Origin of the sequence: Bradyrhizobium sp. SZCCHNPS1003 (assembly GCF_032381555.1) — a bacterium.
Lineage (GTDB): Bacteria > Pseudomonadota > Alphaproteobacteria > Rhizobiales > Xanthobacteraceae > Bradyrhizobium.
This window is the reverse complement of the sequence record NZ_JAUHIU010000033.1, coordinates 21,518-40,729: the sequence shown is the minus strand read 5'-3', so window position 1 is coordinate 40,729 and position 19,212 is coordinate 21,518. Positions and strand designations below refer to the sequence as shown.

Below are 19,212 nucleotides of genomic sequence, written 5' to 3'. Positions count from 1 at the left end.
CAGGGAAGGCCGGATATTGGGCTGAACCTGTGGTTCTGCCGCGTGCTTTTTTGCTGCACGCGGACCGCGGGTATCAGTCGATACCCGGTCTTCCCTGCGCCTCTTCTTCAAAGGAGAGGTCGAACGAATGCAAAGCTCGGGCGCATGCGGCCGCGAGATCCCCGAGCCATGCCTGCTGTTTGAAACGTGGAGAAAGCTTTTGTCGTACGATGTCCCACGCCGCGTCATCTGCAAGTCCGTCTCAATCCCAGCTTCCGGATAAGCGAGCGACTATTTGCGTCGAGATGTGTCGTTCTGAAATAAACGATGCGCTGGTTTGCAATCTTTGAAGTTCCATTTCATTGACCGCATAGCGCCTCGCGCCGATATTCCCTGTCGTCATCGCTCAACCACGGAACGCCAGATGAGAACCCGAACCGCAGCCGATCGCCTGGTGCGCAAGCGCCTTGCCGGCCGCTGTTTCTCTGCGGCGACCGGGGCCTGTTGCTGATCGCTGCAGCCGAATTCAACGCCTTCAACCATCTGCAGATCAGACAGGAGCGCCGCACGCACGCGGCGAACGACCGGTCATGTCCAAAGCCTATGTCATCGAGGTTCTCAACCGCACCGCCGGCATCGTCACGGCCGACGAGCGCGGCTTCAGCTTTTTCTCATCCGAACGCGCATTCGACAGCCTGGAGGGACAGCACTTTGCCTCCGCGCGCGAGGCCGAACGCGCGGCCCGTGCGCTCGTCGCGACCGGCGGAGGACGCCTGCGCCGCGCGGTCATCTGATCTCCCACATCGCAACTTTCGAGAAGGATAAGTCATGAGCTTCTACAGGGACTTCAACGACAAGCTGGCCATCCAGGCATGGAACAGCGCCCGGCGCGAGCCGTATCGCACGATTAAGGTGCGGCAGCTCAGTCCGACGGTCGGCGCCGAGATCGGCGGCGTCGATCTCACCAAGGATCTGCCGGACGAGCAGTTCGCGGAAATCCACCGCGCGCTCGATGAGAATCTTGCGATCGTGTTCCGCGATCAGGAGATCTCGAAAGACGACCACAAGCGCTTTGCGCGCCGCTTCGGCAAGTCGCTGCACCGGCACGAGCTGGCCGCGACCCGCTTCCGGCACGACGGGCTGTTCGATCCGGAATTCCTGTCGTGGAAGACCGATGCGAATTCGCGCTTCACCGCCGGCGACGGCTGGCATCCGGACGTGTCCTGCGATCCCAGCCCGATTGCGGTCTCGCTGCTTCGTGTGACCAAGACGCCGCCGCTCGGCGGCGACACGGCCTTCGCCAACATGTATCTCGCCTATGAATTCCTGTCGGATCCGATCAAGCAGCTGCTGGATGGCCTCACGGCCATCCATGATGGATCATTGGCCTGGACCGCGGGTTATGGCGCCAAGCCCGATCCCGGCAAGACCTATCCGCAATCCGAGCATCCGGTGGTCGTGACTCATCCGCGTACCGGCCGCAAGTTCCTGTACGTCAATGCGTCCTTTACCTCGCACATCGTGCAGCTAACCCGGCGCGAGAGCGATGCGCTGCTGCAGCTCCTGTTCCGTCACATCGAAGGCCAGCTTGCATTGCAGACGCGGGTGCAGTGGCGGCCGAACTCGCTGCTGGTTTGGGACAATTGGGCGAGCCAGCATCATGCGGTGTGGGACTACTATCCCGAAGAGCGCTGGGGCGAGCGTGTGTCGGTGGTGACCGGCGAGGTGCCGCGGGCGCGGCTTGGGCTCAGCGAGGCCGCGGAGTAGGTCGGTCGCGCTGCACAGGCGCGGGCCCGAACGGGCCTGCGCTCCCTGCGGTGTCAGTCCGGACTGATATGAACCAAGAGAAGGCGGGAGATCGCCGCGTCGGCAAGCTCGTCGGCGCGGTCGCGATAGACGACGGCCTCGTCGTCGGTTGCTCCGCGGAGCGCAAGCCGTTCGGCCTGGGCAGGACGCCTCAGCCGGCAGAAAGCGTCGATCGCGTGGAGCAATCGCGGTGACCGCACCAGGCTCTGCGCCATGTCGTGATCATTCGCGGCGAACACGAAGGCCGGGCGCCGGCCAAGATCGATGGCGAAGACCTGCGGAGGTGCGGCTGACATGCGGTGGCGTCGGATCGTGTCTGTTCGGCGCGGGGCGCGTTGGTGCTCTGATGCTGAGTGTAGAAGGACGCCGCATGCCGTCAATAAAATGGGTCGCGCGATTTTCAGGCTGATCGAGCAAGAATTGTTCTGCGCGGGCGGCGTGACCCGAATGCAAGGGACCCGATGGCGCCGAGTCTGGCTGCGGTGATGTCATGCCAGCCATGTCCTGGCGCAGGACGCGACACACAGAAGAAAACTTCGGTCTAGCACTGTGTTCGACGAGCAATTCCTTGCTACGCCGGGCCGCAGCGAAAGCAGGAGCGTTGCTATTTCGGGCGCCGGCTTGTTCTGACCGCCGGCGCCGATCAAGCTACATGCAATCGCATGAAACTGCCCGGAGACATCCATGAGCCTGGTCGAGAGAAAGATCAAAGCGTTGCCCTTCGTTCTCGCCGAGCTGAACTATCTGGCGCCCACCGCGGGCAAGCCGCGCACCTATGCGTTCGACCCGCCGCCGGGCGAGCCGAAATCGACCGCGCTGCCGGAGCCCCGTCAGGTGCCGGTGTTCAACGGCCGCCCGATCGCGCAATCATTCTCGCTCGACCGTGAGGGCTTTGCGCTGGTGCGACACCCCACATTCGTGCGTGACTTCACCAACGAGAAGGAAGTCCGTAGCATCTATTATCCGGCGGCGGAGGCCTTCATTCGTGCGACCTTGCGCGCCGATCGCGTCGTGATCTTCGACCACACCCTGCGCAAGCGTGTGGCCGGTGCTCCCGTCGTCCGTGACGGCGGGCCGCGCCAGCCGGCGACGCGCGTGCATGTGGACCAGACCGCGACGTCGGGTGCCAACCGGGTGCGTGAGCATCTCGGCGCCGAGGCGGAGGACCTGCTGCGCGGGCGGGTTCAGGTGATCAACCTGTGGCGGCCAATCATCGGGCCGTTGCGCGACACGCCGCTGGCGATGTGCGACGGGACCACGGTCGCGCCGGATGATCTGGTCGCGTCCGACCTGATCTATCCCAACCGCAACGGCGAGATCTACTCCGTCACGTACAATCCCGTTCATCGCTGGTTCTATTTCCCGGACATGACACCCGACGAGGCGCTGCTGCTGAAGTGCTACGATTCGGCGACCGACGGGCGCACGCGGTTCGGACCGCATACCGCGTTCGTCGACCCGACGACGCCGGCCGATGCGCCACCGCGCGAGAGCATCGAATTGCGGATGCTGGTGTTCCACTTCGATTGAACGTGAGCAGGAGGATGACGTTTCACGGACGGTGACGCCGTGAGAAGCTTCGTCCAACTTGGGGGCATTTTCTGAAATTGCCTCTGGACTGATCGCAGGCGATGGTGAGCGCAATTCGAGTGCGCTGCAGCATCTGAAGCCAAGGTCAGTCCAAGGTCAGTCCATGAATGCCCACCCAACCCTGGGGATCGCCGAGCCGGTCGTGCCGGCCGGTCTCGTCCCTTCGTCTCTCGTCGCCGAGCCGATGGTTCGCTTCGAGGGACTGTCGAAGATCTATCCCGCCTATCGCGACAAGCCGGATGTCGAGGCGCTCAAGGATATTGACTTCGCGATCGCGCGGGGCTCCATCACCGGCGTGATCGGACGGTCCGGCGCCGGCAAGTCGAGCCTCGTCAGGCTGATCAATGGGCTGGAGAAGCCGACGGCGGGACGGGTGGTCGTCGATGGACGCCACATCTCGGCTCTGCGCGGCCAGGCGCTCCGGCTGGCGCAGCGTTCGATCGGCATGATCTTCCAGCACTTCAACCTGCTGTCGTCGCGCACGGCCTCCGACAACATCGCACTCCCGCTCGAGATCGCCGGCTGGTCGAAGGCCGACATCAGGACGCGGGTCGCCGAGCTGCTGGAGCTGGTCGACATCGCCGACAAGCATGATCGCTACCCGGCGGAGTTGTCCGGCGGTCAGAAGCAGCGCATCGGCATTGCGCGCGCGCTGGCGACGCGGCCGAACGTGCTGCTGTCGGATGAGGCGACGTCGGCGCTCGATCCGCAGACCACGCGCGCGATTCTTGACCTGCTCGCCAACATCAATCGCGAACTCGGCGTCACCATCATCCTGATCACCCACGAGATGTCCGTGGTCCGCCAGCTCGCCAAGGAAGTCGTCGTGATTGATGGCGGCCGCGTCGTCGAGCGCGGCCATGTCGCCGACATCTTCACCCATCCGAAGCATCCGACAACGCAGACCTTCCTGGCCGAGGTGCTCGGCGACGCCGTGCCGGTGTCGCTGGCGAGCCGCCTCGTGCAGGAGCCTGTGCCGATCGGACAGACGGTGCTCCGCGTCCAGGTGCGCGGCTCGGATGCCGGCGACACGCTGGTGGCGCGGCTGGCACGCGAGCTGTCGATCGATGTCGCGCTGCTGTCGGCGCGGATCGACGAGATCGGCGGCCAGCATGTCGGCTCGCTGATCCTGGGCATTCCCGGCGGCGAGGCGGCGGCGCGGCAGACGCTGGCCTATCTCTCACTGCATCACTTCGCAGCGGAGCGTCTCGGCTATGTCTCCTGAGCTCATCACCCTGATCATCCAGGCCACCGGCGAGAGCCTGTTCATGGTCTCGACCGCGGCGTTGGTCGCGACCTCGCTCGGGTTGCCGCTCGGCGTCTTCCTGGCGACGAGCCGCGCGGGGGAGTTGTTCGCAGCGCCCGCGGCCAACGCGATCCTTGGCGTCGTCGTCAACGCCACGCGCTCGACGCCCTTCATCATCCTGGTCGTCGCCATCATCCCGTTCACGCGCCTCGTCGCCGGCACGTCGATCGGCTCGGGGGCTGCGATCGTGCCGCTGACGGTGGCGGCGACGCCGTTCATCGCGCGGCTGGTCGAGGCGGCGATCCGCGAGGTCGATGGCGGCCTGATCGAGACCGCGTCCTCGTTCGGCGCGACTCCGCTGCAGATCGTGTTCAAGGTGCTGATCCCGGAAGCCTTGCCGGGCCTCGTGCTGGCGTTGACGCTCGCCGTGGTCAGCCTGCTCGGCTACTCCGCGATGGTCGGCGCCGTCGGCGGCGGCGGCCTCGGCGATCTCGGCATCCGCTACGGCTACCAGCGCTTCATGCCGGAGATGATGCTGGCGGTAGTGGTCGTCCTGATCGCGCTGGTGCAGACGGTGCAGACCGTCGGTGATCATCTCGCGCGCCGGCTCAATCGGCGGCTGCGGCAGCGCTGAGCAGAGATTGCGCTGCGACGGCGCGCCGGAGATGTTCTCGGTTGACGTGGGAAACGAGGGCTCGCCGGCATTTCCGGTGAGCCTCGATCTTTGAAAAGATCGTCTCGCGCGGTTCGTTCTACCATCAGCCCAACGAGCTGACCGCGCGATGGACGCGCGCGCTCGAGGCAAGAGGTGAACGGCCATGAATACGCTCGTCGAGAAACCCAGGAAGTTTGCGCTCGTCGAGCGCCAGCCCACCGCCACGTTCGCGGAGGAGCGGCTGCATCGCAAGCAGCGCCTCGCGGCGACCTTCCGCCTGTTTGCCCGCTACGGTTTCGATCAGGGCCTGGCGGGCCACGTCACCGTGCGCGATCCGGAATTCCCCGACCGGTTCTGGATCAATCCGCTGTCGGCGCATTTCAGCCAGATCAAGGTGTCCGACCTGCAACTCGTCGATCACGATGGCAACATCCTGATCGGCGACAGGCCGATCAACCAGGCCGGCTTCGTCATTCACTCCGCGATCCATGCGGCGCATCCGCATGTGATCGCCGCCGCGCATACGCATTCGACCTATGGCAAGGCGTGGTCCGCGCTCGGCCGACTGCTCGATCCCCTGACGCAGGATTCCTGCGCCTTCTACGGGGATCACGTGCTATTCGACCCGTTCACCGGCGTCGTGCTCGATGCCGATGAGGGCAGAAAAATCGCCCAGGCGTTGGGGACGAAGAAGGCCGCGATCCTGCAAAATCACGGGTTGCTGACTGTCGGCCCGACCATCGAGGCTGTAGCGTGGTGGTACATCGCGATGGACAATGCCGCGCGCACGCAATTGTTGGCCGAGGCCGCCGGTCCCACCAAGCCGATCCCGCACGAGATCGCCAAGCTGACGGCGGGGCAGGTCGGCACCCACAAGGGTGGCTATTTCAGCTTCCAGCCGCTGTGGGACTGGATCACGGCGCAGGAGCCGGATCTGTTCAACTGAAGGACATCAGTAGCCCGCATGAGCGCCAGCGACATGCGGGTTCTTCTCCACGCCTCGTGTGAGCCCGGATGTCGCTTCGCTCATCCGGGCTACAGGTTGAGAGAATGAATCGATCAGAATGGCTAAGAAGAAAGAACATTTGCACGCAATGATCAGCCGCGAGAGCGCGTCCATTGCTTTGTTCGCACCTGCGATTGCGGCCCGGCTATTGCGGCGCTAGTGAGCAACGAAACTTGGTTGTTTCGTTGGAGACTTGAATGCGCCTTCCCCTTGTTGCCATTGCCGCCCTTGTGTCGTTGATCCTTCCCGCACAAGCGGAAGCCATCCGCGTCGGCGTGACCGCCGGGCCGCATGCCGAAATCATCGACGTCGTCAAGAAGGTGGCCGCCGAGCGCGGGCTCGACATCAAGGTCGTCGAGTTCACCGACTACGTGATTCCAAACCAGGCGCTGGCGTTGAAGGATCTCGAGGCGAACTCGTTCCAGCACGAGCCCTATCTGAAGAACCAGATCTCCAAGACCGGATGGAAGATCGTCAAGGTCGCGACCACCATCGCCTCGCCGCAGGGCGTGTATTCGCAGAAATACAAGGCGCTGGCCGAGCTTCCGGAAGGCGCCAAGGTCGCGATCGCCAATGATCCGTCGAACGGCGCGCGCGGGCTGATGATCCTTGCGCTGCACGGCGTCATCAAGCTGAAGGATCCGAGCAATGTCGCCTCGACAGTGGTCGACATCACCGACAATCCGAAGAAGCTGAAATTCGTCGAGCTCGACGCGGCGCAACTGCCGCGCGCGCTGGCCGATGTCGATCTCGTCTCGATCAACAACAACTACGCCGTCCAGGCCGGGCTCAATCCCGCCAAAGATGCGATCGCGCGCGAGAATGCCGAGGGGCCCTGGGTCAACATCCTCGCGGTGCGCGAGGAGGACAAGGACAAGCCCTGGGTCAAGCAGCTGATCGAGGCCTACCACTCCGAGCCGGTCAAGGCGTTCCTGGAGACGCGCTTCAAGGGCACCTACATCGCGACCTGGTGATCGGCAACCGCCGCCAACGCCGGCGCATCGCGCGGCGACCCGACGATCGGGCGGGCCTGCAATAGCCGGTCCGCCAGATCGGCGCACTGGCTTCGGATGTCCGGGATCGCGATGATCTCCCAGAAGGCGGCGCGAGTCAGCGGGCCGATCGCGAACAGGCGCTGTGACGGCGTGCCATCGGCACCGACGATGGCGCAATCCGCCGTGACCTCGATGCCGATCCGCAGCGGATCGCAACGCGCCAGCCCCTGATCGAACAGGCTGCGGACCGCAGGATTGGCGGTGGCGCGGGGGTCCCTGACGATCCCCGTGCAGTCGATCACGGCACCGACCTCGAGCGTCTCGATCTCGCTGCGGCCGCGCCGGCGATAATGCGCCCGGGCGCCTTGCGTCCCACCATCGATCTTGACGAGCTTGGCGGCGGCGACGCGAAGTTGGCCGTCCGCGATCGCCTGTGCGATGCGCTGTTCGACCTCCGGCGCCATACGGTGCCGATGCACATCCCACCACGCCCGCGCATGCTCCAGAAAGCTGCGCTTGGACGCCAGCGGCAAGTCCTGCCACAGCCGATGGCTGAACGGCCTGACGGCGTCGATGACGCCGCGCCAGTCGCCGCCCTCGGCGATGTGGGCGGCGATCCGCTGCCGGAACCAGCGCAGCAGAACGCTGCCGCGCGCACCGAACGGAACCTCATCCTCGCTGATCTTGCAGGGAGTAATACGCCGATGTCCCTTGGCCATCAGGCCGCGGCGTGAGATCGCGAGGATCGGGCCGCGATGGCCCTCACGCAGCAGCGACAGCACGTAGTCCGCCATGGTCAGGCCAGCGCCGAGGATGAGCACCGGCGAATCCTGGCTGAAGCCGGGAACGGACGGCGAGATCCAGGGATCGGCATGCCAGGCCGAGCGCGGGATGGCGGCGTCATGGCCGGTGGCGAACACCGCGACGTCGCCGACTTGTCGCGTTCCGTCGGCGAGGCTCACGGTGACGGTGTGGGCGCCCTCGCTCACCGCGGTGCATTCGCCACGGATAATGCTGAGACGCCGGGCGCCGTCCTCGGTCTCCAGGAACGGCGCGATCAGGCTGGCGATGTAGTCGCCATAAAGGCGGCGAGGCACGAAGCAGAACGGATCGGGACAAAGCCGCAGGCCATGCTCGTGCGCCGACAGCCAGCGCCAGAAATGGTCGGGATCATCGGGCAGCGCACTCATGTTGGCAGCGCGCACGTTGAGCAGGTGATCAGCATTGCCGGTGTGATAGGCTAGCCCGCGACCGACCTCCGAACGCTTCTCGATCAAGGTGACCCGGATATCGGACTTCGGGCGTTGCAGCAGCTGATAGGCCAGAAGGACGCCGGATGCGCCGCCGCCGACGATGATCACGTGTCGTTCTGGAAAACGGCCCATGCAAAGATGCCTTTTCTCTCGCGCGCGGACGATGTGCTACATTTGTAGTCTAGCACGTAAAACATCGGCCGGATTCGGAAAGACGAATATTCTACTTGTTGGCGCGTTCCGACCGATGGTGTTCCAAGAACATACAGATTGCTGTCGCAAGTGTGTCGTCATGAGCGACGCTGCGATAGAATTATTATTTGCAGCCGGCTGGCGCGCCGGGCGGCGATGGAGGCCTGGAACACTCGACCGAAATCTTCTCCGGTCATGGATCGCGGCGAGAACAGAGCGTTTGAAAATCGCGCAACTCTGAAATTGCCAGCAGCGCCGCACTGGTTGACCATGATCGCGCGCGTGCGTCGTTTACGCACGGCAGCGGAGTTCGGAACATGGTTGCGCAGGCCACGCCGGCAGAACGAACGGGAGCGCGCGCTTTGCGGATGACACATCCGGTGTCGCCGTGACTGCTTCAGGGCCGGATCCACTATCGCTCACCGCCGACGTGCTCGTCATCGGCGGCGGCATGGCCGGTGCCTGGGCTGCGGTCTCGGCCGCGCGCGCCGGTGCGCGGGTGATCCTCGTCGACAAGGGCTATTGCGGCACCAGCGGCGTCACGGCCGCGGCCGGCCCCGGTCACTGGTGGGTGCCGCCGCAGGCGCGCGAGCAGGCCGTCAGCCAGCGTGTCATCGCGGGTCTCGGTCTCGGCGAAGCCGCATGGATGCATGGGATCATCGCGGAGACTTGGCGGACATTGCCAACGCTCGCGAGCCACTACGCGTTCGGCATCGACGATGACGGGCAGACCAACTATCGCGCGGTTCGCGGTCCCGAATACATGCGGGCGCTGCGTGCCTTTGCGCGTGATCATGGCGTCACGATCCTTGACCATTCGCCAGTGCTGGAACTGCTGGCGCGCAGTGACGGCACGATCGGCGGTGCACGAGGCCTTCGCCGTCAGGATGGGGCGCGGCCTTACCAGATCGCCGCAGGTGCGACTGTGCTCGCTGCCGGCGGCACCAGCTTCCTGTCGCATCTCTTGGGGTCGCGCACCAATACCGGCGATGGCTATCTGCTGGCGGCGGAAGCCGGCGCCGATCTCTCTGGGATGGAATTCACCGCGGCCTACACGATCGCGCCGGCGCATTCGACGATGACGCGCAGCATGGCCTATGCGTTCGCGACTTATTACGACGCCGACGGGCACGAACTCGATCTGCCGTTCGGGCCGCAGCAGACGATCGGGTTGGCCAAGGCTATGCTTGCTGGACCGGTGTTCTGCTCGCTCCATCTTCTGCCCGACGACATCAAGGCCCGGCTGCGCACGATCTCGCCGAACGTGCCGCTGGTGTTCGATCGCTGGGGCATCGATCCCTGGCGCGATCGCTTCGAGGTCACGCTGCACAATGACGGCACGATCCGTGGTCTCGGCGGCGTCAGGGTCGACGATCTCGACGGGCGTACTGCCGTGCCGGGGCTGTACGTCGCCGGCGACAACGCCTCGCGCGAGAAGGTTGCCGGTGCGATATCCGGCGGCGGCAACATCAATTCGGCCTGGGCGCTGTCGTCGGGCGTGCGCGCAGGGCAGGCGGCCGCGCGGCTGGCGCGCAACATCGGGGCGAAAGCCTCGCCATTGGTTCCGCTCGGACAGGCCGGCCTGCGGCCGGGGGTGCGGAGCAGAGCGGGCGATCTCGACGCGATCAGGGCCGGCGTCCGCGCCGAGATGCATCCATTCGACAAGAACCTGTTCCGCAAGGAATCGACGCTGGCTGCGTCGCTCCGGTCGCTCGACGGGCTCTGGCGCGAGATCGCCGACCATGCGGGCGGCGATCCGCTGCGGTCGCGCGAGACGGCGGCGCTGGTCGCAACGGCGCGCTGGTCGGTCGCGACCGCGCGACAGCGGACCGAAAGCAGGGGGATGCATCGCAGGCTCGATCATCCCGGCGTCGATCCGGACCTCGCAGTGCGCCTGGTGAGCCGCGGCCTCGATCGCGTCGACATCGCAACCGACACGCGCCGTGTGCCGGCAGCTCCAATCGCCCTGGAAGCCGCGTCATGATCGAGCTCATCGTTGCCGATCGCTGTACGGACTGTGGCGCCTGCGTCGAGGTGTGCCCGACCAACGTGCTCGACCGCGCGTCGTCGGGGCCGCCGCTTCTGGCGCGGGTCGAGGATTGTCAGACCTGCTTCATGTGCGAACTCTATTGCCGCGCGGATGCGATCTACGTCGCGCCCGATTGCGACCGCCGCGTCACGATCACGCTGGACGAGGCGGTGGCCTCGGGACGCCTCGGTCAATATCGCAAGAATTCCGGCTGGGACGAATGGGCCCGGCAGTTTCCTAACGAGCAATGGCTGATGGAAACGGTGTTTCGCCGCGCCGGCGAAGCCGTGCGTGCAGCCGTCGCAGACGACAAGAGGACGGCATGACCATCATCACCCACCGGCCAGGAGCCCTTGTCGGCCTCGACGGCTTTCCGGGACCGGCCGACCGGCCAGACAGCCCGTTGTCGCAAGCGCTGCAGCAGCCGCTGCTGCTCGGCCTGTTCCTGCCGATCCAGGCCGGCGGCTGGAGCGCCTCCACCTTGCCGCGGACGACGTCCTGGCATTTCGACTACAACCGCGATCTGGTGCTGGCTGCGGAGAATCTCGGCTTCGATCTGGTGTTCGCGCTGTCGCAATGGCTGCCCAAGGGCGGCTATGGCGGCGTGTTCACCGGCGAGGCGCTCGACTCGTTCATGACCACGGCGGCGCTGACCAGCCTGACCCGGCGCATCATCCTGGTCTCGACCATCCACGTGCTCTACGGTCCCTTGCATCCGCTGCATCTCGCCAAATATGGCGCCACGCTCGATCACATCTCCAACGGGCGCTGGGGCATCAATGTCGTGACCGGCCATCGCGCCGCCGAACACGAGGCGTTCGGCTGGAGCCGGATCGATCACGACCGCCGCTACGAGCTTGCCGCCGAGTTTCTTGAAGTGCTGCAGCGGCTGTGGGGCGACACTGAGAACTACTCATTCTCCGGCCAGTCGTCCTGGAAGCTCAACGGCGCCTTCGTGACGCCGAAGCCGCGCTACGGCCGGCCAGTGCTGGTCAACGCCACCGGCTCGGACGCCGGCATCGCCTTCGCCGCGCGCTATTCCGACATCGTCTTCATCACCAGCCCGACAGGCTCGAGCTTCGAGAGCGCCATTCCCGCGTTGCCGGCGCATACGGCGAGGGTCAAGCAGGCGGCGCGCGAGACCGGCCGTGAGGTGCGGACGCTGCTCAATCCGATGGTGATCTGCCGCGAGACCGAGCGCGAGACCTGGACCTATCACGATGCCATCGTCGCCCATGCCGATCCGGTCGGCGACTTCCACCGGCTCGACAGCGACGCCCATGCCTGGCGCGGCCGTGTCGGCGTCGATGCGCCCAAGCGCCGGGCGATCGGCGGCAACATCGAGGTGATCGGCACCCCCGAGCAGGTGGTCGAGCAGTTCGTCCAGCTCAAGAAGGCCGGCGTCGATGGCCTGCAGCTGTCGTTCTACGATTTCAAGCCCGACCTCGACTTCTTCGGCCGCCGCGTGCTGCCGCTGATGGAGCAGGCGGGATTGCGTAAACCCGTGATTGAGACAGTGACTCATCCTGCTGCTGCAGAGGCCGCCGAGTAGCCGTGAGCGCCGACCGACGCGGGCGATATGGGGATTGCCGTCGTCCGCGAGGTCGGCTTTGCTGCGGATCGAAGTGCGAGCTGGACGAGATGGCTGCCGGCGCGAAAAGCGCACGGCATGACGTGAGGGACTGGAATGACGATTGTTGAAACGAGGACATCGCGCGCGGCGGAAGACGATGTCACGGCGGCGCTGCGCAAGCGTTATGGCGCGCATATCCCTGCGGTCGCCGCCGGCGCCGAGGACATCCTCGGCCAGTTGCTGGCGCATCGCTCGATCCGCAGCTATCGGCCTGATCCGGTGCCGCCGCACACCGTGGAGACGTTGGTAGCCGCCGCGCAGTCGGCCGCGTCGTCCTCTAACCTGCAGACCTGGAGCGTCGTCGCGGTCGAGGATCCCGCGCGCAAGCAGCGGCTGTCGGAGTTCGCCGGCAACCAGAAGCATATCCGCGAGGCGCCGCTGTTCCTGGTCTGGCTCGCCGACCTGTCGCGGGCCGAGCGGCTGGCGCGGCGGGAAGGGCGCCCCGATGACGGCATTCATTTCCTGGAGACGCTGTTCGTCGCGATCATCGATGCCGCGCTCGCAGCCCAGAACGCCGTGGTGGCGCTGGAGGCGCTCGGGCTCGGCTCGGTCTATATCGGCGCGATCCGCAACCGCCCGCAGGCAGTGGCCGAGGAACTCGGCCTGCCGCCGAACGTGCTCGCCGTGTTCGGCCTGTGCGTCGGCTATGCCGATCGGGCCGCCGACGAGGACGTCAAGCCGCGGCTGCGCCAGAGCGTGATCCTGCATCGCGAGCGCTATGCGCCGACGGACGAGATCCACGGCATCGCCGCCTATGACGAGACGCTGCGCGACTTCCAGACCAGCCAGGGCATCGCTGCAGTCGGCTGGCGAGAAGCCGTGCTGAACCGACTGGGCTCGGCGAAGGCGCTCAACGGCCGCGACAAGCTGACCGAGGCGCTGCGCGCGCTCGGCTTCGGATTGAAGTAGAGCTGGCGTCGACCGAGATCAGCGGCGGCCCCTGACGAGCGCGGGCCGCCGCCGTTGATCATTTCATGTAATCGGGCAGAGTGAACCCGTCATAGAAGCGGTCGGCGAGGATCGCGGCCTTGAAGCCCGGCGATGTGTAGCCCGCGACGATGTCCTTCGCCCAGGCGGTCTCGGCGTTGTCGCGCTTGACCGCGACCACGTTGATGTAGGGCGTCGTCATCTCTTCCAGCGCGAAGGCGTTGGTCAGCTTCAGGCCGCTGAAGATCGCGAAATTGCCCTGGATGGCGGCGAAGTCGACGTCGTCGAGCGCCCGCGGCGCCTGCGCAGCCTCGAGCGGGATGATCTTGATGCCGCCGGGATTCTTGATGACGTCGAGCTCGGTGACGTCGACCGGCTTGGAATCGCGGATCTCGATCAGGCCGAGATCGCGCAAGATCCACAGCGCCCGCTGCAGGTTGACTGGATCGTTGGGCACCGCGACCTTGGCGCCGCTGGCAATCTTGGTGCCGAGCGGGTGCTTCTTGGAATAGATCCCCATCGGCGGCGTCGGCACGTGCACGATGCCGGTGAGATCGGTCTTCTGCCGCTCATTGTAGGAGTTCAGGAACACCGTGTGCTGCATGACATTGGCGTCGATCTCGCTCTTGAACACGGAATTGTTGGCCTCGAGGCCGGTCGAGAACTCGACATAGCGGATCTGATAGCCTTTCTTCGCAAGCTCGGGCGCAACGCCGATCTTGAACTCGTCGATATAGGGGCCGGGCACGAAGCCGACCTTGAGCTCCTTCTTCTCGGCCGACTGCGCCGACGCGCTGGTGACGGTGAACAGGGAGAGCGTCGAGGCGGCGAGCAGGCGGAGGACTTGCGATCGTGTCAATGCAGGCATGGGACTTCCAAAGCTTCGACAAACGAAGAGCGGCGCGGATGCCTTGCAAGGCGTCCGCGCCGCTTGGGAACGGATCTCAGGCAATCGCCTGGACCTGGTGACTGAAGGCGCTGTCCGGACGGTCGAGCCCGTAATGCTCGCGCAGGGTCTTGCCGGTGTAGTCCTCGCGGAACAGCCCGCGCTTGCGCAGGATCGGAACGACGTGCTCGGCGAACAGGTCGAAGCCGCCGGGCAGCCAGGGCGGCATCACGTTGAAGCCGTCGGCGGCGCCGTTCTCGAACCAGGTCTGGATGTTGTCGGCGATCTTTTCCGGCGTGCCGGCGATCACCCAATGGCCGCGTGCGCCGGCGAGGCGCTGGATCAGCTGCCGGATCGTCGGCTTCTCGCGGTCGACGATGTCGACCACGAGCTTGAAGCGGCTGGCGACGCCGCGCGCGCCGTCGGTCTCGATCAGATGACGCGGGAACGGGCCGTCGAGATCGAAGCCCTGGAGGTCGAGACCGAGCATCTGGCGCAGCTGCACCAGCGAATAGTCCGGCTGGATCAGGTCGTTGAATTCCTCCTGCAGGCGGTCGGCTTCGGCCTGCGTCGAGCCGACGAACGGGCTGATGCCGGGCAGGATCTTGACGTGATCGGGATTGCGATCGAGCGCGCGCGCCTGGCGCTTGATGTCGGCATAGAACTCCTGCGCGCTCCCAAGCGTCTGGTGCGCGGTGAAGATGGCTTCCGCGAAGCGCGCGGCGAAGGCGCGGCCATCCTCGGACGAGCCGGCCTGGACGTAGACCGGCCGCCCCTGCGGCGAGCGCGGCACGTTGAGCGGACCGCGCACGCGAAAATACTTGCCGACATGGTTCAGCGCATGGACCTTGTCGGTGTCGGCGAAGATGCCGGAGGCGGGATCGTTGACGACCGCGTCGTCCTCCCAGCTGTCCCACAGCGCGGTCACGACATCGAGGAATTCCTTGGCGCGCTCGTAGCGTTCATGATGCGGCGGATGCTCCGGCAGGCCGAAGTTCTGCGCCGCCTGTGGCGCGCTTGTGGTGACGATGTTCCAGCCGGCGCGGCCGCCGCTGAGATGATCGAGCGAGGCGTACAGGCGCGCCAGATTATACGGCTCGTGATACGTGGTCGAAGCCGTGCCGATCAGGCCGATGCGGCTGGTCGCGGCGGCGATCGCCGACAGCCAGGTGATCGGCTCGAAGCGGAAGCGTTGCGCGTAGCGGACGTTGTCGGCGAGCGCCGGACCGTCAGCGAAGAAGATCGCATCGAACTTGGAGTGCTCCGCCGTCCTTGCCAGCTGCTGATAGTAGGTGATGTCGAGCGCGCGGCTGGTCGCCGAGCCCTTGTAGCGCCAGGCCGCCTCGTGATGGCCGCCGGGATAGATGAAGAGGTTGAGGTTCAGTTGGCGACGCTGGCTCATGGGGCGCTCGTGTTGTGGCTTGCTGACGTCTGGTGGAGCGGAGAGCGGACGAATGCGTGGCTCGCGCCGTGAGCTCGTCGCAGGCGCCGGGCTACGTAGCTGGCAAGCCGGTTGATGCTGATGCAGAGGTCGAGACCTCGCTCGTGACCTTCCGGGCGCAGTTTGCCGGCATGGTCCTGAATGCCACCGAGCGGCTCATCGGTTTGGGCGCGCCCGGGGGGATCCTGCTGTAGGCTGATCACGGCGAGAGGGTCGAACATCGCAGGTTCCGTTGAAACGCCGTAGGCATCAGAATGACTGGCGCCGTCTGTGTGAGATCAAAATCTAGCGGCTCCGTCCCGATGCTGTCGATGAAATGGATTTGCATTGTTGACCACGGCACGAGCATGAATACGTCGTCCTCATCAGGAACCGAGGAGCTGCATTTCGATCGGTCGTGCCCTGCTCAGCAGGACGATTGCATTCGACCAAATGAGGCACTCTCAGCACGAACGCCTGCCAATGAGTGACTCCGTCATGCCCGGGCTCGTCCCGGGCATCCACGCCGTTCCGAGGGCGCCGGACGACGTGGATGGCCGGGACAGGCCCGGCCATGACGTCGTGGAAGGAGACCGGGCAATACGTGGAGCGTCAGATGTGGTGGCACCGCATGCGAAGCGGATGGCCGATCGACGGACTCGCCCGGTCGTCGCGGCCGTCGTCGCCACCGCCAATGAGTCGATCAGGACCTCTGCGGCGCAGGTCCACCGACTTTGTTGCGCAGAGAAGCTTGGGTCACCACGCTGTTCGCGGGCACGTCGTGGGTCAGCCAGACGTTGCCGCCGATCGTCGAGCCCCGTCCGATCGTGATGCGGCCCAGGATCGTAGCGCCGGCATAGATGACGACGTCGTCCTCGACGATCGGATGGCGGGCGTCACCCTTGATGAGCGTGCCGTCCTCCTCGGTCGGAAAATGGCGCGCGCCGAGCGTGACGGCCTGGTAGATCCGGACGTGGTCGCCGATCACGGCGGTCTCGCCGATCACCACTCCGGTGCCGTGATCGATGAAGAAACCGGAGCCGATCTGGGCGCCCGGATGAATGTCGATGCCGGTGCTGTTATGGGCGATCTCGGCGATCAGCCGCGACACGAGGCGAGCGTCGAGGCCATAGAGCAGATGGGCGAGCCGGTGATGGATGATCGCCGTCATCCCGGGATAGCCGATCAGGATCTCCGGGAAGCTCTTGGCGGCGGGGTCACCGACGAAGGCGGCGCGCAGATCGCTGATCAGGACACCGCGCAGGGTTGGCAGACCGGCCGCGAAGCGGCGGGTCAGCTCCACAGCCTCGGGCTGGCGGAAGCCCGGGATCAGCTCATCGCCGACGAACAAAGCGGAGCGGTGGATCTGATCCGACAGCAGATCGAGCCCGATGCTGAGCCGGTGGCCGACGAAATAGTCGATGTTCTCGCCGTCGAGATCGTATTGGCCATAGTGGCGCGGGAACATCGCTTCGGTGAGCGCGGAGACAATCTGCGCCAGCTTGTCGCGCGATGGCGGCCGGTGGATGGCGCCGTCCTTGCGGATGCTGTGCGTCTCCTCCCGCGACACGCGCAGCTCTGCAACGAGCCGGTCGAGACCCCAGCGTTCGCCTGCAGAGGTGGCGTTGTCCGGGCCCGATCCCGTGGTGGGGCGAGAGCTCATGCCGTTTCCTCCGTGCGCATGCGCGTCATCACCGGACATGGGTCAAGGGCACGCTGACCTCGGCGAGCAGGTCGAGATCCGCATTGCGGTCGACCTCGACATACTGGTCGTTCCAATACAGCAGGCTCGACAATTTGGGCGCAAGCTCGACGCTGTCGGGGCGACCGACGATGATCGCATGCGCGTAGCGCTCGATGATCTCGTCGACCTCGCACGCGATCGCGGCCTGGGCGTGCTGCAGCAGCGGGACGCCGGCCGGGCCGCGCGACCAGTCGATGCCCTCGAACTTCTGCTGTCCCGACAGATGCGGCGTGCTGAAGCGATCAGCGAGCGCGAGCTGGTCCGAGCTGAGGATGTTGATGCCGAACCAGCCGTCGCGAGCGATCAGCGGGAACGCTGACGACCGGCTGCCGAGACTGATCATGAGCCGCGGCGGCTCTGATGACAGCGAGATCAGCGAGGCGATCGTCACCCCGGTGATCTCCTCGCCGCGGCCCGCGGTCACGACGCTGACGCCGGCCGCGACACGGCGCAGGGCCGAGTGGAAGTGCTGGGGATCGAACGCGGTCTCAGATACGAGATGAAGGTCACGCTTGCTCATCCGTCGCCTCCCTCGGGCACGCGCCGTATTGGCCGTGTCCCTCGTCGCGGCAGCGCCGTCGGTCAGAAGAAGCCCTTGGCCGGAAGCGGCGTGCCGTTGATCAGATACTGCCCGATCGCCCGCTCCTTGTAGGTGACCGGGTTGTGCGACGACAGGGTGCGGGCGTTGCGCCAGTGCCGGTCGAAATTGGTGGCCTTCTTGGTCGACGAGGCGCCGCCGACGTCGAAGATGTGTCCGCCATTTTTGATGGCCGCATCATCCGCGATGATCTTGGCCTGCGCCGACAGCAGTGCAGCCCGGTGGGCCAGCTCCTCGGCATCGGCGCGTCCGGCATCGAACGCCTCCGTGGCCGCGTCGAGCGCTTCGGCCGCGACAAGGACGACCGTCTCCGCGGCATGCGCCGCGCTCGCGATCTTGCCGATGGTCTCCTGCAGCAGCGGGTCCTCGGTCGGCTTTTCATGCGGCGCATAATAGAACGTGCGCTTGCGCGAGCGGACCAGCGCGATTGCGTCGCGCAGGGCGGCGCGGCTGATGCCGGCGATGGCGGCGGTCAGGAACAGCTGCGCGAACGTGTTCGAATAGGGCACGCCGTAGCCGATGTCCGGAGCGTCGAACACGATCTCCTGCCGCTTGACCCTGACGTTGCGGAAATGGGTGGTGCCGGTCGCCGTCAGCCGTTGCCCCATGCCGTCCCAGTCGTCGATCAGCTCGATGCCGTCGCGGTTGACCGGGATGATCGTGGCGCCGGGACGGCCGTTCGGATCGGCCGCGCGCACCAGCACGAGATCGGAATACAAGGTGCCGGTGCTGTAGTATTTGGTGCCGTTCAGCAGATAGTCGTCGCGGTCGGGCGTGAAGGTCGTGTTCGGCGTGATGTTGCCGACCTGAGGGCTGTCGAGCTCGGTGGTGGCAAGTCCGATGATCGCGCCGCCGGCCACCGACTTCTGCCATTCGCGCGCCTGGTCGTCGCGGGGATTGCGGACCAGCCGCTCGACGACGCTGAAATGATTGCGCAGGATGTGTGCCACATTGGCATCGGCCTCGGCGAGCCGGATCACGATCTGGAACAGATCACGGATTGAGCTGCCGGCGCCGCCTGCGGCGACAGGCAGCCGCAGCGCCCCTAGCCGCGCCTGCTTGATCAGCGCAATCTGCTGGTGCGGCAGGATGCGCTCGCGCTCGCGGTCCGACTCGCCTTCGGCGATTGCGGCCAGCAGGGTCTCGAGCGCGCCAGGAGCGAGCGGAAGGGGCGGCTCGGTGGTGAAGGATTTGGTGGGCAGCGGCTTGTTCATGACGGACCCGGACGATAGCGAGACAAGAGGAAGCGAGCT

The 19,212-nt window shown here is 65.6% G+C and carries 19 protein-coding genes; 12 read left to right on the top strand and 7 right to left on the bottom strand.

Annotated features, from left to right (window positions below):
• The first annotated feature begins 569 nt into the window (after positions 1-569).
• Both QX126_RS32610 and QX126_RS32605 read left to right on the top strand, forming a co-directional pair.
• Positions 570-773: a hypothetical protein gene (locus tag QX126_RS32610; RefSeq protein ID WP_315739236.1), complete on the top strand. Its 204-nt coding sequence runs from the start codon at positions 570-572 to the stop codon at positions 771-773.
• A gap of 34 nt (positions 774-807) precedes the next feature.
• Complete coding sequence (locus tag QX126_RS32605; protein WP_315786579.1) at positions 808-1,746, top strand: TauD/TfdA family dioxygenase; 939 nt, start codon at positions 808-810, stop codon at positions 1,744-1,746.
• A 53-nt stretch (positions 1,747-1,799) separates the two neighbouring features.
• Here QX126_RS32605 and QX126_RS32600 read toward each other — a convergent pair whose 3' ends face one another.
• Complete coding sequence (locus QX126_RS32600) at positions 1,800-2,081, bottom strand: hypothetical protein (protein ID WP_315786576.1); 282 nt, start codon at positions 2,079-2,081, stop codon at positions 1,800-1,802.
• Positions 2,082-2,469: 388 nt separating this feature from the next.
• On the opposite strand from QX126_RS32600, the gene QX126_RS32595 reads away from it, so the two are divergent.
• The 5 genes from QX126_RS32595 (at position 2,470) to QX126_RS32575 (ending at position 7,256) form a co-directional block, all read left to right on the top strand.
• The gene (locus QX126_RS32595; protein ID WP_315786573.1) at positions 2,470-3,315 is read left to right on the top strand and encodes a CmcJ/NvfI family oxidoreductase; all 846 of its coding nucleotides are present in this window, start codon (positions 2,470-2,472) and stop codon (positions 3,313-3,315) included.
• A gap of 163 nt (positions 3,316-3,478) precedes the next feature.
• Positions 3,479-4,600 carry a methionine ABC transporter ATP-binding protein gene (locus QX126_RS32590; protein WP_315786571.1) on the top strand — a complete coding sequence of 374 codons (1,122 nt, stop codon included), beginning with the start codon at positions 3,479-3,481 and terminating at the stop codon, positions 4,598-4,600.
• The gene (locus QX126_RS32585) at positions 4,590-5,255 is read left to right on the top strand and encodes a methionine ABC transporter permease (protein WP_315786568.1); all 666 of its coding nucleotides are present in this window, start codon (positions 4,590-4,592) and stop codon (positions 5,253-5,255) included. Before QX126_RS32590 ends, QX126_RS32585 begins: the two co-directional genes overlap by 11 nt.
• Before the next feature lie 184 nt (positions 5,256-5,439).
• Positions 5,440-6,222, top strand: coding sequence for a class II aldolase/adducin family protein (locus QX126_RS32580; protein ID WP_315786565.1), 783 nt, complete (start codon positions 5,440-5,442; stop codon positions 6,220-6,222).
• Positions 6,223-6,479: 257 nt separating this feature from the next.
• Positions 6,480-7,256, top strand: coding sequence for a MetQ/NlpA family ABC transporter substrate-binding protein (locus tag QX126_RS32575; protein WP_315786562.1), 777 nt, complete (start codon positions 6,480-6,482; stop codon positions 7,254-7,256).
• On the opposite strand, the gene QX126_RS32570 is transcribed toward QX126_RS32575, so the two are convergent.
• Entirely contained in the window at positions 7,238-8,662 is a 1,425-nt protein-coding gene (locus tag QX126_RS32570) for an FAD/NAD(P)-binding protein (RefSeq protein ID WP_315786560.1), read from the bottom strand. The two genes, QX126_RS32575 and QX126_RS32570, sit on opposite strands and share 19 nt — an antisense overlap.
• Before the next feature lie 448 nt (positions 8,663-9,110).
• Here QX126_RS32570 and QX126_RS32565 point away from each other — a divergent pair, with 448 nt between their 5' ends.
• The 4 genes from QX126_RS32565 (at position 9,111) to QX126_RS32550 (ending at position 13,293) form a co-directional block, all read left to right on the top strand.
• Complete coding sequence (locus QX126_RS32565) at positions 9,111-10,706, top strand: FAD-binding protein (RefSeq protein WP_315786558.1); 1,596 nt, start codon at positions 9,111-9,113, stop codon at positions 10,704-10,706.
• Positions 10,703-11,077 (top strand): ferredoxin family protein, encoded by a 375-nt coding sequence (locus QX126_RS32560; protein WP_315786555.1) that lies wholly within the window; start codon positions 10,703-10,705, stop codon positions 11,075-11,077. The genes QX126_RS32565 and QX126_RS32560 overlap by 4 nt, the downstream gene beginning before the upstream one ends.
• Positions 11,074-12,303 (top strand): LLM class flavin-dependent oxidoreductase, encoded by a 1,230-nt coding sequence (locus QX126_RS32555; protein WP_315786552.1) that lies wholly within the window; start codon positions 11,074-11,076, stop codon positions 12,301-12,303. The genes QX126_RS32560 and QX126_RS32555 overlap by 4 nt, the downstream gene beginning before the upstream one ends.
• A 135-nt stretch (positions 12,304-12,438) precedes the next feature.
• Positions 12,439-13,293, top strand: a complete 855-nt coding sequence (locus QX126_RS32550; RefSeq protein WP_315786548.1) for an NADPH-dependent oxidoreductase — start codon at positions 12,439-12,441, stop codon at positions 13,291-13,293.
• 58 nt (positions 13,294-13,351) lie between these two features.
• Here the strand turns inward: QX126_RS32550 and QX126_RS32545 are convergent, their stop codons facing one another.
• Entirely contained in the window at positions 13,352-14,179 is an 828-nt protein-coding gene (locus tag QX126_RS32545) for a MetQ/NlpA family ABC transporter substrate-binding protein (RefSeq protein ID WP_315786545.1), read from the bottom strand.
• 76 nt (positions 14,180-14,255) lie between these two features.
• Positions 14,256-15,599: an LLM class flavin-dependent oxidoreductase gene (locus QX126_RS32540; protein ID WP_315786542.1), complete on the bottom strand. Its 1,344-nt coding sequence runs from the start codon at positions 15,597-15,599 to the stop codon at positions 14,256-14,258.
• Positions 15,600-15,667: 68 nt separating this feature from the next.
• Between QX126_RS32540 and QX126_RS32535 the strand changes: the two genes are divergently transcribed.
• Complete coding sequence (locus tag QX126_RS32535; protein WP_315786538.1) at positions 15,668-15,832, top strand: hypothetical protein; 165 nt, start codon at positions 15,668-15,670, stop codon at positions 15,830-15,832.
• A gap of 488 nt (positions 15,833-16,320) precedes the next feature.
• On the opposite strand, the gene epsC is transcribed toward QX126_RS32535, so the two are convergent.
• From epsC to QX126_RS32520, 3 genes are all read right to left on the bottom strand, one after another.
• Positions 16,321-17,280, bottom strand: a complete 960-nt coding sequence (gene epsC / locus QX126_RS32530; RefSeq protein ID WP_315786535.1) for a serine O-acetyltransferase EpsC — start codon at positions 17,278-17,280, stop codon at positions 16,321-16,323.
• Between the two features lie 28 nt (positions 17,281-17,308).
• Positions 17,309-17,881 (bottom strand): flavin reductase family protein, encoded by a 573-nt coding sequence (locus QX126_RS32525; RefSeq protein ID WP_315739255.1) that lies wholly within the window; start codon positions 17,879-17,881, stop codon positions 17,309-17,311.
• A 62-nt stretch (positions 17,882-17,943) separates the two neighbouring features.
• Positions 17,944-19,173 (bottom strand): acyl-CoA dehydrogenase family protein, encoded by a 1,230-nt coding sequence (locus QX126_RS32520; RefSeq protein WP_315786533.1) that lies wholly within the window; start codon positions 19,171-19,173, stop codon positions 17,944-17,946.
• Positions 19,174-19,212: the final 39 nt, after the last annotated feature.